16 protein-coding genes are annotated in these 16,314 nt (G+C 23.8%); 8 read left to right on the forward strand and 8 right to left on the reverse strand.

Annotated features, from left to right (window positions below; genetic code table 11):
• The first annotated feature begins 8 nt into the window (after window positions 1-8).
• The 8 genes from PWP28_RS01805 (at window position 9) to PWP28_RS01840 (ending at window position 8,153) form a co-directional block, all read left to right on the forward strand.
• A complete protein-coding gene (locus tag PWP28_RS01805) occupies window positions 9-776 on the forward strand; it encodes a type III pantothenate kinase (protein WP_264150210.1) in 768 nt (255 codons plus the stop codon).
• 1 nt (window position 777) lies between these two features.
• Window positions 778-2,118 carry a radical SAM protein gene (locus PWP28_RS01810; protein ID WP_308644142.1) on the forward strand — a complete coding sequence of 447 codons (1,341 nt, stop codon included), beginning with the start codon at window positions 778-780 and terminating at the stop codon, window positions 2,116-2,118.
• Window positions 2,111-2,446 carry a hypothetical protein gene (locus tag PWP28_RS01815; RefSeq protein WP_264150212.1) on the forward strand — a complete coding sequence of 112 codons (336 nt, stop codon included), beginning with the start codon at window positions 2,111-2,113 and terminating at the stop codon, window positions 2,444-2,446. Before PWP28_RS01810 ends, PWP28_RS01815 begins: the two co-directional genes overlap by 8 nt.
• Before the next feature lie 10 nt (window positions 2,447-2,456).
• Window positions 2,457-4,364, forward strand: coding sequence for an amylo-alpha-1,6-glucosidase (locus tag PWP28_RS01820; RefSeq protein ID WP_109605262.1), 1,908 nt, complete (start codon window positions 2,457-2,459; stop codon window positions 4,362-4,364).
• Between the two features lie 85 nt (window positions 4,365-4,449).
• A complete protein-coding gene (locus tag PWP28_RS01825; RefSeq protein ID WP_109605258.1) occupies window positions 4,450-4,704 on the forward strand; it encodes a type II toxin-antitoxin system Phd/YefM family antitoxin in 255 nt (84 codons plus the stop codon).
• A gap of 18 nt (window positions 4,705-4,722) precedes the next feature.
• Window positions 4,723-5,826, forward strand: a complete 1,104-nt coding sequence (locus PWP28_RS01830; RefSeq protein ID WP_109605257.1) for an ABC transporter ATP-binding protein — start codon at window positions 4,723-4,725, stop codon at window positions 5,824-5,826.
• A gap of 311 nt (window positions 5,827-6,137) precedes the next feature.
• Window positions 6,138-6,926, forward strand: a complete 789-nt coding sequence (gene cas6 / locus PWP28_RS01835) for a CRISPR-associated endoribonuclease Cas6 (RefSeq protein ID WP_308644143.1) — start codon at window positions 6,138-6,140, stop codon at window positions 6,924-6,926.
• A 21-nt stretch (window positions 6,927-6,947) separates the two neighbouring features.
• Window positions 6,948-8,153 carry a 6-phosphofructokinase gene (locus PWP28_RS01840; RefSeq protein ID WP_109605255.1) on the forward strand — a complete coding sequence of 402 codons (1,206 nt, stop codon included), beginning with the start codon at window positions 6,948-6,950 and terminating at the stop codon, window positions 8,151-8,153.
• A gap of 28 nt (window positions 8,154-8,181) precedes the next feature.
• On the opposite strand, the gene PWP28_RS01845 is transcribed toward PWP28_RS01840, so the two are convergent.
• The 8 genes from PWP28_RS01845 to PWP28_RS01880 form a co-directional block, all read right to left on the reverse strand.
• Window positions 8,182-9,501 (reverse strand): D-alanyl-D-alanine carboxypeptidase, encoded by a 1,320-nt coding sequence (locus tag PWP28_RS01845; RefSeq protein ID WP_308644144.1) that lies wholly within the window; start codon window positions 9,499-9,501, stop codon window positions 8,182-8,184.
• A 17-nt stretch (window positions 9,502-9,518) separates the two neighbouring features.
• Entirely contained in the window at window positions 9,519-10,628 is a 1,110-nt protein-coding gene (locus tag PWP28_RS01850; RefSeq protein WP_308644145.1) for a class I SAM-dependent RNA methyltransferase, read from the reverse strand.
• A 22-nt stretch (window positions 10,629-10,650) separates the two neighbouring features.
• The gene (locus PWP28_RS01855) at window positions 10,651-11,235 is read right to left on the reverse strand and encodes a TetR/AcrR family transcriptional regulator (RefSeq protein WP_305082069.1); all 585 of its coding nucleotides are present in this window, start codon (window positions 11,233-11,235) and stop codon (window positions 10,651-10,653) included.
• A 437-nt stretch (window positions 11,236-11,672) separates the two neighbouring features.
• A complete protein-coding gene (locus PWP28_RS01860; RefSeq protein ID WP_264150218.1) occupies window positions 11,673-12,362 on the reverse strand; it encodes an ABC transporter ATP-binding protein in 690 nt (229 codons plus the stop codon).
• Window positions 12,355-13,506, reverse strand: a complete 1,152-nt coding sequence (locus PWP28_RS01865) for an FtsX-like permease family protein (RefSeq protein ID WP_308644146.1) — start codon at window positions 13,504-13,506, stop codon at window positions 12,355-12,357. The genes PWP28_RS01860 and PWP28_RS01865 overlap by 8 nt, the downstream gene beginning before the upstream one ends.
• A gap of 1 nt (window position 13,507) precedes the next feature.
• Complete coding sequence (locus tag PWP28_RS01870) at window positions 13,508-14,197, reverse strand: B12-binding domain-containing protein (protein ID WP_109605249.1); 690 nt, start codon at window positions 14,195-14,197, stop codon at window positions 13,508-13,510.
• 115 nt (window positions 14,198-14,312) lie between these two features.
• On the reverse strand, window positions 14,313-15,239 hold the full coding sequence (locus tag PWP28_RS01875) for a pseudouridine-5'-phosphate glycosidase (protein ID WP_305082071.1): 927 nt from the start codon (window positions 15,237-15,239) through the stop codon (window positions 14,313-14,315).
• Window positions 15,226-16,194 (reverse strand): carbohydrate kinase family protein, encoded by a 969-nt coding sequence (locus PWP28_RS01880; protein WP_308644147.1) that lies wholly within the window; start codon window positions 16,192-16,194, stop codon window positions 15,226-15,228. The genes PWP28_RS01875 and PWP28_RS01880 overlap by 14 nt, the downstream gene beginning before the upstream one ends.
• Between the last annotated feature and the right edge of the window lie 120 nt (window positions 16,195-16,314).

A 16,314-nucleotide genomic window follows, 5' to 3' on the forward strand; every position in this document is an offset into this window, starting at 1 on the left:
AGGTTTTTATGGAATTATTATTCGATATAGGAAATTCTCATACCGTATTAGGAGTTAAAAATAATAATAATTTTACAACATGGCGTATAGGAACAAAAAGCTTTGAAACGGAAGATGAATTATTCTCTATAATAAAAATATTATTTGATAATAAAAATATTGAAATAGATACTATTAAAGATATTGGTATTTCAAATGTTGTACCTTCTAAAACATATATTTTAGAAAAATTTTCCAAAAAATATTTTTCTTTAGATTCTATATTTGTATCTCCATTTCAAAATGTATATAACATAAAATATATGGCTGATTATCCAGCACAAATAGGTGCAGATCGAATATCTAATGTAATTGCAAGTAAATTAGAATATGGTCAAAATTGTATAACTTTAGATTTTGGTACTGCAATAACTTTAGATGTATTAAAAAATGGTGATTTTGTTGGAGGATCTATAACTCCTGGTTTTAAAACTTCTATGATGGCTTTATTTTCCAATACAGCTCAAGTACCACAAATAGAATTAAATATTCCTGATTATAATTATGGAACAAATACTGATGATAATGTACAAATAGGAATAATAAAAACTATTCTGTATGGTCTTGAAACATTAATAGAAAAAATAAAAGAACAAGATAATATAAATTACAAAATAATAACTACAGGAGGAATGGCAAAAAACTTAAAAACAAATTCATACATATTTAAAAATTTTGATGAAAATCTTACTTTAAAAGGGATATCATATTATATGAAATATTTAAGAGGTGAATAATTTGAAATTTTTGATAATCAATCCCTGGATATATGACTCTGCAGCATATGATTTTTGGTTAAAACCTTTAGGATTACTCTATATTTCTTCTATATTAAAAAAAGAAGGTCATGAAGTTCATTTCATTGATTTAATGTATAGACATGATGAAGAACTAGAAAAACGCAAAAATATAAAAGACAGATATTATGGAACAGGAAAATTTATATCTAAAGAAGTAAAAAAACCTGAAATTATACAATTTATACCAAGAAAATTTAAAAAATATGGATTACCCGAAGAACTATTCGAACAAAAGTTAAAAGAAGTTGGAAAAGTAGATGCAATATTGGTTGGAGTCACAATGACATATTGGTATTATGGAGCAAAAAAGACGATAGATTTCATAAGAAAAATACATAATGACACAAAAATATATCTTGGCGGTATATATACAAATATATATACAGAACATGCAAAAAAAACATTTAAAGATTTAAATGTAAAAGTTTTAAATGGAACAGGATTAATACCAATAAAAAATATGTTAAAAGAATTAAATTATGATTTAAAGGAATATAATTGGTTTGAAGAATTAGACCCAGACTATTCTGTATATAATGGAAAAATGCCATATGCAGTTATTACAGCTTCAATAGGATGTCCTTATAACTGTTCATACTGTGTAACTCATAATATGTGGAAATACAATTATAGATCTAAAAAAAATTTAATTAAAAATATATATAATATAAAAGAAAAATGGCCAAATTTAAAAAATATAGTTTTTTTTGATGATGCATTTTTATTAAGAAGAGATTTAAAAGAATTGTTAAAAGACCTTGCCAACATAAAAGTTAATTATCATTTGCCAAATGGAATACATGCCCATAGAGTTAATCAAGAAATATCAGATTTACTAAAAAATGCAAATTTCAAAACTATAAAATTGGGATATGAAACTTCAGATCCCAATTTGCAAAAAAATACTGGAGCAAAAGTAACTAATGCAGATTTAATAAACGCTGTAAATTGTTTTAAAAAATCTGATTTAGATTTAAAAGATATTGGAGCATATATAATATCAAATTTACCTGGACAAAAAATAGACGATATATATAATGCCATAGATTTTTGTTTTGATTTGGGAATACAGGCAAATGTAAATGAATTTACACCAATACCGGGTACAGAAGACTATAAAAAAATGGTTAAAAACAAACAAATCCAAGATAATTTAGACCCATTATTATTAAATAATACATTCATACCTTATTGGTGGGATAAGGGAATGACTGAAGAAGAAATTTCTAAAATAAAATTATATTTAAAAAAGAAAAGGATGGAGGTAAAAAATGAATGATTTAAATGAACTAATAAACAATTTAGAAAAAATAGAAACAAATTTAAATATCCTTATTCAAGAAGAAAAATTTGAAGAATTCAACAATCTTCTTGATGAACGTCTTCAAGAAATTAAAAAAATAGAAAAATTTTCTGATGAAAAAGTAAAAATAATCATAAAAAAAATAATAGAAAATGATAAAAATAGAAATGAAAAAATAAATGAAAAAATAAATACTCTAAAAAACAATCAAAAAAATATACAAATAGGCAAAAAAGCAATACAAAAAGGATATTATGGCGTACAAGAAGGCTTAATAAGAAAAAAAATAGATAGAAGTGGATAAGGAGGAAAAAATGAACACTTTAACAAATTATTCTCAAATGGAATACCTTTTAACAAACAATCTTGGTGGGACATCATCATCAACAGGAATTTCAAATAATACAAGTAGATATCATTCTATATTATCTGTATCTTTAAATCCTCCTGTAGATAGAAGAATATTAGTATCAAGAGTTAGTGAAATAGTTGAAAATAAAAATGAAAAACACTATATTTCAACCTTAAAAGATGCAAATGGTTATAAAGAAAAAGGTTTTGATAAAATAATCTCTTTCAAACATATATCTTATCCAGAATGGTTGATAAAAATAAATAATATATTTATAAATAAAAAAATAATAATGTTAGAAAAGAAAAATTTAGTTGCTTTAATATATGAAAATTTTTCAAATGAACCGACTAAATTAACAATAATTCCTTATTTAAATGATAGAGATATTCATAAAAATACTCTACCAAATCAATTAAATTTAAAAATAACAGAATCTAAAAAAAATTTTAATTTAATAAATACCAATTTTAATAATAAGATCTGCATAAATACAAATGGATTAATATTAGAAAATGATCATAAAATTAATAATATATTTTATGATCAAGAAAATGAAAGAGGATTATTTGCGTATGAAGAAATAATATCTAAAAATAAAATAGAAAAAGTGTTAATGCCTAATGAAAAACTATATATAACATTTTCATCATTAGAAAGTATATATGAAATAGATAATTTTGACTTTATAGATAAATTTATAAAAGAAAGCGAAGATAAACAAAAATCAGAAAAAATTGATGATATTTTAAAAATAAATTCAAAAAATTTTATATCTTACAGAAAAAGCACAAAAAAACACACGATAATGGCTGGATTTCCTTGGTTTACTGATTGGGGAAGAGATACAATGATCGCTTTAGAAGGTCTTACTCTATCTCAAAATAAAATATCTTTATTTAAAGAAATAATGGAAACGTTTCTAGAAAATGAATCAGAAGGATTAATACCTAATGTTTTTGATGATTATACAGGAAAACCTGGAGGATATAATACTGCTGATGGTACACTATGGTTATTTATAGCAATGTATAAATACTATATAAAAACAAATGATGAATCTTTTATAAAAAAATATTATAAAAAAATGGAAAATATAATTGAAAAACATATAAAAGGTACAAAATATAATATATATATGGATAAAGACTATTTGCTTTATACTGGAAATAAAGAAACACAATTAACTTGGATGGATGTAAAAGTAGATGATTGGGTTGTGACACCCAGATATGGAAAAGCCGTTGAAATAAACGCCTTATGGTTCAACAGTATAAAAATAATGGAATTTTTCTCAGAAAAATTCCATTTAGAATTTAAAAATAAAATTTCTAATAAAATATTAGATTCTTTTAATAAAATATTTTGGAATGAAAAAGAAAATTGTTTATATGATTATATAAATGAAAATGAAAAAAATAAAAGCATAAGACCTAATCAAATATTTTCAGTCTCCTTACCTTTCAATTTATTAAACGATGAAAAATCTAAACAAATAGTAAAAAAAGTATTTGATGAACTTTTTACACCATTTGGCTTAAAAACTCTATCTCAAAAAGATCCATCTTATATAGGAATTTATACAGGAAATAGAACAACAAGAGATGGTTCTTATCATCAAGGAAATGTATGGCCTTGGCTTTTAGGTCCTTTTTATGAAGCCTTATTAAAAACTAATAATTATTCATTTGAAATAAAAAAATTAATCAAAGAATTACTAAAACCTTTAGAAAATATGATTCAAAATGAGTGGTGTTCAACAATTCCAGAAATATTAGAAGGTAATTGGCCACACAATAAAAAAGGATGTTTTTCTCAAGCATGGTCTGTATCTGAAATAATAAGAATATACTCAATTATTAATGATTAAAAACAAATATTATGTTATTTCTGTTATTCAATATACTTGACTAAAAAACATAAAATGACTATAATTGTAGTCAGGAGGAATATTTATGAATTTATCCAATTATGAATTTCAAAGTGTTGCTCAGGCAAAAGCAAATTTTTCAAAAGTAATAGAATCGAGTAAAAAAGGAGAAATAATAATAACCAAAAATGGAAAACCAGAATCTATAATAATGAATTATGAAAAATTTAAAAATATGATGAATTTCTTAGAAGAAATAAAAGATCTCTCTCTTTTAGATGCGAGTGAAGTGACAAACTATAAACAAATAAAAGAATTTTTTAATAACTTTGAAGATTAAAATCCGGAGGTGTAACAAATGGCTGATGTTATATTAGATAATATTAATAAAATTTATCCTAATGGATTCCATGCTGTAAAAGACGCAAATTTTACAATTTTAGACAAAGAATTCGTAGTACTATTAGGACCTTCTGGATGTGGAAAAACAACCACATTGAGAATGATAGCAGGACTTGAAGATATATCAAGAGGAACTATAAAAATTGATGATAAAGTTGTAAACGATGTAGAACCTAAAGATAGGGATATTGCTATGGTTTTCCAGAACTATGCTTTATACCCACATATGACAATATATGATAATATGGCATTTGGGTTAAAATTAAGAAAACTTCCGAAAGATGAAATTGATCAAAGAGTAAAAAATGCTGCTAAAATTTTAGATATAGAACATCTATTAGATAGAAGACCTAAACAACTTTCAGGTGGGCAAAGACAGAGAGTTGCAGTTGGTAGAGCTATAGTTAGAGATCCAAAAGTCTTCTTATTCGATGAACCATTATCAAATCTTGATGCAAAATTAAGAGTACAGATGAGAGCAGAATTAAAAAAACTTCATCTAAGATTAAATGCAACAATAGCTTATGTTACTCATGACCAAGTTGAAGCTATGACAATGGCTGATAAAATTGTTATAATGAAAGATGGCTATATACAACAAATAGGAAATCCTCACGATGTTTACCATAGGCCAGAAAATATTTTTGTTGCTGGTTTTATAGGAACGCCTGCTATGAATTTCTTAAATTTAAAAGTTAAAAAAGATAATGGATTTTTTCTAAATAGTGATTCTGTAAATATAAAAGTTCCAGAAAAATTTGAAAAATATTTTGAAAATTATGATGGAAAAGAAATAGTATTTGGAATAAGACCTGAAGATATTTATGATAAAAACTTTGTTGATCCAACATCAAATGCATCATCAGAAATTAAGTCAAAAGTAGAAGTAGTAGAACCATTAGGAAGTGAAACATTACTTCATGTAAATATAGATGGTCAATCAATAACAGCCAAAGTAAATCCTAAAACAGAAGCTGTTGCAGAACAAGAATTTGATTTAGTATTTGATTTAAATGCAATACACGCATTTGATAAAGAGACAGAAAAAGCATTATTTTAAAATAAATTTAAATAAAAAGGGGCCCTTTTAAAGGCTCCTTTTTGTTTATAAACAGTTCTTTTAATATTGCTTTGCATATAAGTAACTTTATGTTATAATAAATAATATAAGCACTTTAATATAATTTATTAATTTTATTTTTAATTGGGGATTTATTAAGAAATGCTGTTTTATATAACAAATAGATTAAATATAGAAAAAAATATTTTTATTTGATCTTTTATTTGTTATAATTTTCATAGGAATAATAAATAGTATATTTTAATTAACAAAGCTAACAAGTTTCACCAATCCAGTAAGGGGGGTATTTTATGATTTTGAAGTTAGTATTTCAGCCTATAAACAACGAAGAAGTAAATTTACCTATGCATTATAACCGACCATTACAAGGTCTATTTTACAATTTAATGGGGAAAATAATGCCAGATTATCACGATGATGGTACTGTGATAGAAAACAAGAAATTAAAACTATTCACATTTTCTAGAATTTATCCTTTAGATTCTTTTAAAGTAGTAAATAAAAGAATGAAGTTTTATGGTCCTTTTGTAGTTTATTTTGCATCTCCAATGAGAGAGATCTTAAATGCTATTTACGAGTCAATTGAAAAAGAAGAGACCTTTAGAATTGAAAAAAATTACTTTATTTTAGAAAAATCAGAAATATTAGTAAACGAATTTGAAGATTCCTTATTAGTTAAAACCTTATCGCCTATAACAACTTACTCTACTATTATACTACCAAACGGAAATAGATATACTCATTATTTTTCTCCATATTCAACAGATTTTAAAAAACTTGTAGAAGATAATTTAAAAAGAAAAGCTAATGCAATGAATCTTGAACTTGATGAAGAAAAATTTAGTATAGAACCTTATGGAATAACAGAAAAAAACGAGAAATTATTATTTTATAAAGGAATTATTATAAAAGGTTGGACAGGCTATTTTAAATTAGTAGGAAACAAAAAATTGATTGAGTTAGCAATAAATTCAGGTTTAGGAGCTAAAAATGCTCAAGGATTTGGAATGGTAATTCCCGCAGACGAAAAAAATACAAATAATATAGAATTAAATGATGAAAATATAGCTTACTTATAAAAATTGGAGGTAGAAAAATCTATGGTAAATGCAGTTTATGCTCAGTCTGGTGGTGTAACCAGTGTAATAAATGCTTCTGCTTTAGGCGTTTATAGAAAGATAATTGATAATAAAGATACTATTGAAAATTTATTCATAGGTATTAATGGTATTAATGGTATAGCTGAAAATAATCTAATAATATTAAACTCTCAAGATATTGATAAAATAAATCTTTTAGAGTTTACTCCATCAAGTGCTTTTGGTTCTTGTAGAAAAAAATTATCTTTAAATGATGAAGGATATTTAAAAAAAATTTTTGATACTTTCAAAAAAAATAACATAAGATATTTTTTCTATAATGGCGGAAATGATTCAATGGATACAGCTAATTTAATATATGAATATTCAAAAAAAATAAAATTCGATTTAAAAGTTATTGGAATACCTAAAACCATAGATAATGACCTGTGTTTTACTGATCACACACCAGGTTATGGGTCCACTGCAAAATACTTAGCAATATCTGCATTAGAAGGCAGTATCGATGTAAAAAGTATGTGTTATGATTCAACAAGAATTTTCATTTTAGAAACAATGGGTAGACATGCGGGATGGTTAACAGCTTCCACAGCTTTAGCAAGATTAAATTCCGATTTTGGTCCTCATATAATCCTTATACCTGAAAGAGCCTTTAACAAAGAAAGATTTTTAATGAAAGTAAAAAAAACATTATCTGAATATGGTTATTGTAGTATAGCTGTTTCAGAAGGAATTAAAGATGAACAAAACAATTTTTTATCTGATTTAGGTTATAATGATAATTTTGGAAATACTCAATTAGGCTTTGTAGGAAAGACATTATCTACAATACTAATGAAAGAATTAGGTGAAAAATCTCATGTTGCAATACCTGATTATCTTCAAAGATCTGGAAGACATATATCAAGTTTATGCGATGTAAAAGAAGCTATAAAAGCTGGAGAATACGCGGTAGAATATGCTTTAAAAGGCATTAATGGAAAAATGGTAACCTTTAAAAGAATTTCAAATAAACCATATGAAATAACTTTCGATTACATAGATCTAAATATGATAGCAAATCAAACTAAATTTATACCTGATGAATATATAACAGAAGATGGTATGGATGTAAATGAAAAATTTATAGAATATGCAAAACCTTTAATAAAAGGTGAAAGTTATCCGGAATATAAAAATGGTATTCCTTTATATTACAAACTCTAAAAAAGAAGAGACTTTAGTCTCTTCTTTTTTAATAATTATTATAAATATAATTTAAAATATCATTTTCGAATTTTTTAACTTCATACTTATCAAAAACATAGTTATTTTCAATCATTGTAAAATAAAAATAATTATTCTTTTTTGTTTTTATAATTCCACTAATTCCAGAATCTGAATATAAAGTTCCTGTTTTTGCCCATATAGAATAATTAAACCTATTTTCAATAGTACTATTCTCATAAGGAGAAGCAAGAATCTTTAAATAATCATCTTTAAAATTTTTATGAAGTAAAACATTAATTTCATTAACCATATTAGGAGTTACTAAATTATACATAGAAAGTCCACAACCATCATAAATAATAAAATCATCATCAATAACTTTTGATAAAATCTTCGAATTATTTTTTATGGATGATTCTATATTAGAAATACCATTATTAATTCCATTATATCTAAAAAGCATTTCAGCTATTTGATTATCACTTTTTTCAAGCATTTCTTTTATTATATTTAAAAGATTATCCGAATTATTTTCATATAAAATATTTAAATTTTTTTTATCAAAATTTTCAAATTTAAATTCCCCATAAAATTTAATATCATATTTATCAAATAAATTAGAAATAACAAATAAAATATAATCTTTAATTTCCATATTAGTTTTATATTTAAATACTTCGTGAGAACTTAAATGTATATTAAAAGAAGCAATTTGTGGTTGAGGATCATCCCACATCCAACCTCTTCCAAAACCTTCATCATTAAATAAACTAAAATCTATTATAAAATCACCATAAATTTTTTTAATACCTGCTGATTTTATACTTTTTATCATATTTTCAACATCTTCAAGTTTTAAAACTGGATCACCCATTCCTTTAATATAAAGATTTCCCGTAAAATTACTACTTATATTATAATCAGAATATAAAAAAGTTTTAAAATAAAAATCTTTAGAATGTTTTTCAAGGGTTACGTAAGAAGTAAATAATTTAGTTAAAGAAGCCGGTATAAAATATTTATAATTATTATATCCAAAAATAATATCATTATCCATATTTCTGATTTCTAAAGAAGAAAAACCTTCAAAATTTTTTAACTTATTTAAAAGAATCTCATCAATTATAATATCATCATTATTAATAACCTTCAAATTATTATCAAAATCTTCCAATTTTTTTTCAACCTCTTTTTTATTTTCTTCATAGTTATTTTTTTTTAAGGAATCTGTTAAAATATCATTATATTCATCATATCTTTTATATTTTTCAATATAGGCAGAAAAAGCTTGTAAAGAAATCAATAATAAGATTGTAATTAAAAATATTTTTTTAAAATATTTCACAAAAATCACTCCCATCATTATTTAAAATAATAAATAATGTTATTCATTTTACCATTTGAAATTCCTTTTTTAAAAGTAGCTTTCAAATTAAAGTGTTTTTCAAAATCATCTCTAGAAGTTATAAAACAATAATTCCAATTTTTAAATTCCTTATGAAAAAATCTCATTTGTTCATATATCTTTATTGCATAATTAGAATCTCTATATCTTTCACCATAAGGAGGATTAGAAATAACATAACCAAAATCAAATCCTTTATTTCTGATTTCTTCCATTGAACATTTATAGAAATTAATTTTATCATTTATTTCATAATATTCAGAATTTTTAAAAGAAGTTTCAATCATATGCTGTTCTTTATCACTTCCAAAAATATTTATTTCATAAGAAGTATTTATTTTACCTTTAAGATCTTTTTTTATGATATTAAAAAGATCTACATCAAAATTTTTTAATAAAGAAAAATCAAAATTTCTATTTATTCCTGGAGGAATATTAAAAGCATAAGAAGCAGCTTCAATTGGTATAGTTCCACTGCCACAAAACGGATCATATAATGGATATTTCCTTTTCCAATGAGAAAAAAATAATAAAGAAGCAGCTAAAGTTTCTTTCAATGGAGCTTGAGAAATTAACTTTCTATAACCTCTTTTACTTAAAGGTATACCTGTTGTATCAAGTAAAATCATAAAGTTATCTTTAAAAGAATAAATTCTAATATTTATTTTACTATTTTCTTGTATATAATTTAAAGAGTATTTATACATAAGTTTTTTATAAATAGCCTTTTGAACTATAGATTGAATAGTTTTTTCAGAGAATAATTTAGATCTTTTAGATGAAATTTTGTTAATAATAACACCATCATCTTTTTTTATAAAATCATACCAATTTAAAGAATATATATTATCAAAAAGTTCATCATAAGTCTCTGCTTTAAACTCTCCAACACATATTAAAATTTTTTCTATTAATCTTGAATTCAAATTTAGTTTATAAATTAAATCTAAATCACCGTCAAAAAAAATCATACCTCTTGAATTTTCCATAGAATTGATACCATTACTCTTCAATTCATTTTTAACTAATTTTTCTAAACCCGCATTAAACAAGGCCACTAATTTCATTCAAAAATCACATCCTTATAAATTAAAAATCATTTTTTAAAGAAGAATTTATTAAAACAGAAAAACTTTCAATAACCTCTTTATACTCATATTTAGACAAAAGATTTCCAATACTTTTTGTAACAGAAGTAATATATTCAAAAATAAAATCTGTTTTTATATCATTACGAATTTCACCTTTAATTTTAAATTCTTCAATTTTATTTTTAATAATAATACCAAATTTTTCATAATAATAATTATTTATAAAATCTAAAATTTCAAAATCAGAAAAAAGATCTTCAATAGGATAAATATCTAAAATTTCTTTAAAATCTATATTTAAACCATAAAGAAAATCAAAAACTTCATCAAAAGACTCAACATCGTCTAATAATTTTTTAAAAGGTTCTATGTAATCATCAATCAAAAATTTTATAGTTTCTATTATAAAATTTTTTCTATTTTTAAATTTTTTATAAACAGTTGCTTTACTTAGTCCGGCATATTTTATGACCTTTTCAAAATTATATTTTTGAATTCCATTTTCAATTAATTCTGATCTAGAAAAATTATACAATTTTTCTATTTTTTTTTCAGTACTTTTTTTTGAATAATGTTTTTTCATCAAAAAACCTCCAATTATGTATTGTACAAAAAACTATACAATACATAAATATTGATCAATATAATAAAATCTTTAAAAACCAAAACAACGCCTTAAAATGCTTTTAAATCAAAAACACCCTCTTTTTAAATAGATTATACATATTTTACCAAAAAAAGCTTTCTAAAAGCAATATAAAGGGAGGTTATTTTTATAAAATTAAAAAAATTTCATAAAATCTATAAATCTTTGTCGGAAAACTTAGGTTTTCCGACTACAGCTTTAAGAAATTAGTTTGAATAGATGGTTCGCTTATGATAAATTATTTTATATAATCAAAATTTTATTTTTTATTTAATTTACAATATATATATGATATATATTATTTTTTCTATTTATACATTAAAAACAAAGTATATCTTTATATAAAAAGATATACTTTGTATAAAAAATATACATTATATAATTTTGATATCAGAAGAAATTTTCCCATCTGTAATTTCTATAATTCTATCTGTTCTCTCTGCAACTTTTTTATCATGAGTTATTATAACAAAAGAAGTTCCAAAATCATTATATATAGTTCTAAAAAGTTTATAAACTTCTTCAGTAGTAACAGAATCTAAATTTCCCGTTGGTTCATCTGCAAGAACAATTTCAGGAGAATTAATTAAAGATCTCGCTATTGCTGTTCTTTGCTGTTGACCACCTGAAATTTGATTTGCATAATTATTTTTATATTTATAAATACCGACATAATCCATCAACTCATAAGCCTTGTTTATTATTTTATCATCTATTTTTCTATTATACATCCTATAAGGGATCAAAATATTTTCAAGCACCGTAAATTCATTTATAAGATAATGAAATTGAAATATAAAACCAATATTTCTATTTCTCAATATAGACAAATCTTTTTTACCAAAGTCTTTGACATTATTTCCATTTATAATAACATCCCCTGATGTAGGGTTATCAAGCGTTCCCATTATATTCAATAATGTTGATTTTCCAGACCCCGATTGTCCAACAATAGAATTAAAACTTTTTTCTTCTATTTCAAGATCTATATCATATAATACCTTAGTTTTAATTTTTGATCCATATTCTTTATTTATTTTACTTAAAATTATTACATTATCCATTCTTTATCACCTCAATTGGACTTAATTTTGAAGATTTTCTTGCTGCAATTACTGAGGCAATTGTAGATGAAAAAATTGCAATTAAAACAGATAAAGAAATATAAAAATAATTAATAGTTATTTTAACTACGGGACTTCCATCAGAATTAATAGCAAAAGTTGAAAACATCCATAAAAGTAAGAAAGCAAAAATTAATCCTACTATAGCTCCTATAACCCCTAAAAGAAATCCTTGATAAATAAAAATAAAACTTGCACTGTTATCGTTTATACCCATTGCCTTTAAAATACCTATTTCTTTAGATTTTTGCAACACGCTTATAGTCAAAACACTTGAAATAGCTAAAGCTACAGAAACAATTACAAAAATTTGTATAATCAAACTTGAAGCACTTTGGCCATTAAGACCTCCAACAAAACTTTCATTTTCTAATTTCCAATTAGTTAATTCTAAATCAGAATAATTTATATTATTATCATTAATCAATGAATTATAGATCAATTCAACATCAAGAGGCTTATCAATTTGCATTTCTATTATAGAAAAATTATTATCATAATCAAATAAACTACTCATATATTTATTTGATGCGATCATCCAAGAACTATTTAAATTAGAATTATCAAAATCAAAAAAACCAACAATTTTAGCTTTAAATAATTTTCTAAATTTAACTACAAAAAACTCTACATCATCTCCAACTTTTAAACCATAATCATCTTTAAAACTTGCTCCCAAATATATACCTTCTTCATTCAAATCAGTATCTATTTTTTCCTTTAAATCATAAATTTCATAACCTTCTTCAAAATTTATTCCTTTCATTATCATATTAAAATTTTCATCATTTACAACCAATGTTAAAGGTTCTACATTACTCTCATTAATAAAAGTAATATCATCATAAATTCTAAATTCTTCAATAATATTTTTATAATCTTTAATATAATTATCTTTTGCCTTTAAAATAATATGAGGTGAATTTCCTATAAGATCTTCTATCAAATTAATCTGTAAACTTTGTATTAGCAGTCCAATAAATATTTGTATAGCAACACCAATAGAAATTCCAGCTACTATTAAAAAAGTTTGTCCTCCACTTTTTTTCAAAAATCTCCATGCAATATCAAAAGAAAGTCTCATATCACCCCTCCTTAAACATTCTATCAGAAAATTCATTAATATTTGATATATCATCTACAAAAAAATCTGCATCAACTTCATCAACAAGAGTTTTATTATTCTTAAAAGCTCCTCCACCAACTATTATTTTCATATTCAAATTCATTTCATTAATATTTCTTTTTAAATATTTTATAGTTCTTTTCAAAGTTAAAATATTATACGGATTACTAACACTAAGAGCTATAAAATCTACATTTAAAATTTTAGCCCCTCTAAAAATTTCTTCTTGTGGAGTATTCGCACCCAAATAATAAACATTAAATCCTTCCATATAAAAATAATCACTAACAATTTTAATCCCTAACTCATGATATTCTTCACTTGGACAAGCAAATAAAATCGTTTTATTTTTCAAAGTCACTTCATTTTTATCTAATAAAACTTTTCTATAACTTATTAGATAAGGATAAACAGACCCTATGATAGAATTAAAAGTAGAACTAATAAAATGCTCTTCCCAAACACAAAACTCTTCTTCATAAAAACATTGATAATTACTTAAAAAAGGAAGTATAAATTTCTCATAAACATTTAAAGGATTAATGTTAGGAAAAGACTTTAAATATTCTATACAATAAAGTATAGCTTCATCCTTTTTTTTATTTTTTAAAATACCTACAAAATTTTCAATACTAAAACTATCTTCCATTAAAAGATCCCCCCTTTAAAGAGTTAATTTTTCATAAATAATAGTTGACAATACAATTATATAATAAAAATAAAAAAATGAGATATAAAATCTCATTTAAAAATTATTTTTGTTTTCATTTTAATAAATTGGAATACTCTAAAGCTATTTTAGCAGCCAATTCAGCATTATTATAAACTAATGCAATATTCGATTCCAAAGAACTTCCACCTGTTAAATCTTTTATCTTTGCCAATAAAAAAGGAGTCAATTCTTTACCTTCTATTCCTAAGCTATCTGCCTCTTCAATCGAAGCATCTATAGCTTTATTTATAAAATTTGTATTCATAGACATTTTTTTGGGAATAGGATTAGTTACCAAAACTCCTCCATTAATATTCAAATCCCATTTAGATTTCATTATACAAGCTATTTCTTCAGGACTTTCAACTTTATAATTAACCTTTAAACCACTCTCTCTCGAATAAAATGCCGGCAATTCTTCCGTTTTATAACCCAATACAGGAACTCCTAAAGTTTCAAGATATTCTAAAGTTAATTTTAGATCTAAAATAGCCTTAGCTCCTGCACAAATAACACAAACATTTGTACTTGATAACTCTTGTAAATCTGCTGATATATCAAAAGTTTCAGAAGCATTTCTATGGACACCTCCAATACCACCAGTTGCAAAAGTTCTAATGCCGGATAAATTGGAACATATCATAGTTGCCGAAACTGTTGTAGCAGCACTAAGTTTATTCGCTATAATATAAGGTATATCTCTTCTACTCGCTTTTAAAATATTTTCAGAATTCCCCATAAATTCGAGTTGTTTTTTATCGAGTCCTATCTTAATTCTACCATCAATTATCGCTATAGTTGCAGGAATAGCCCCATTTTTTCTAACTATATTTTCAACTTCAGTAGCAGTCTCAACATTTTTTGGATAAGGCATCCCGTGAGATATGATTGTAGATTCCAGTGAAACAACAGGTTTATTATTATCAAGTGCATCTTTAATTTCTGGTAAAACATCAATATACTTTTCAAATAAATTCATTATAAAACCTCCAATAAGTTTTTTTAAGAAGATCTTCAGATAATAACTTACTAACAGTATCATCAGATTGTAAATTTATTAAAGAATTACAAATACCCAATCTAACACTTTTTATTTTATCAAATTCATTATAAATCCCATAAGAATATCCAGCTAAAAATGCATCACCTGCCCCATTTGCATTAATAACCTCTATACTAAAAGATTTTTCATAAAAATATTCATCATTAATTATATCAAAAAATAATACACCATCTTTACCAAGTGTTACTATAATATCATCAATAAAATTAATTTTATATTTTATCAAATCAAAAATTTTTTTTATATCATTATCATTATCCTCTTTCTCATTATTAAAAACAAAATCTTCATCAATAAAATTTCTTAATTCTACTATATTCGGTGTTATACATTGTATATTTTCTTTTATATTATATAATTTATTAATTTTTTGTATGGATACAGGTTCAATTATATATTTTATTTTATTGCAATTTAAAAAATGTACAATATATAATATAGTTTCATAATCTAAATTAGTATCTATAATGCATAATTTTGAATTTAATAAAATTTCTAAATTATTTTTTATATAATTCCTATCTATTAAAGAATTTATTTTCATATCAGAAATAGCATAACTCATATCATTATCATTATTTAAGATAGAAAGATAAATTCCTGTACTATATTTTTTCGTTTTCAAAATTCTACTTAAATCCAAATTAATATTTTTAGTAGTATTAATAACATACTCCCCAAATATATCCAATCCAACAATTCCAAATAAATATGTTTTAATTCCTAACTTTGAAATATTTTCCGCAATATTTCTTCCAACACCGCCAGCAGAATAAAATATATTTCCAGGATTAGAATTAAATTTATAATTATAATCAGTTTTAGCATTTAAATCAATGTTAATACCCCCTATAACAGAAACATAAGACATATAAATACCTCCATTAATAATTATAAAAAAAGTGCTTCTTTTTAAGAAGCACTTAACAGATCCCACTGTTTATATTTTATGAATGTTTTAAAGAGAGAAATCTACCCTGAGACATTTATA

Source organism: Oceanotoga sp. (genome assembly GCF_030445905.1).
GTDB classification, from domain to species: domain Bacteria; phylum Thermotogota; class Thermotogae; order Petrotogales; family Petrotogaceae; genus Oceanotoga; species Oceanotoga teriensis.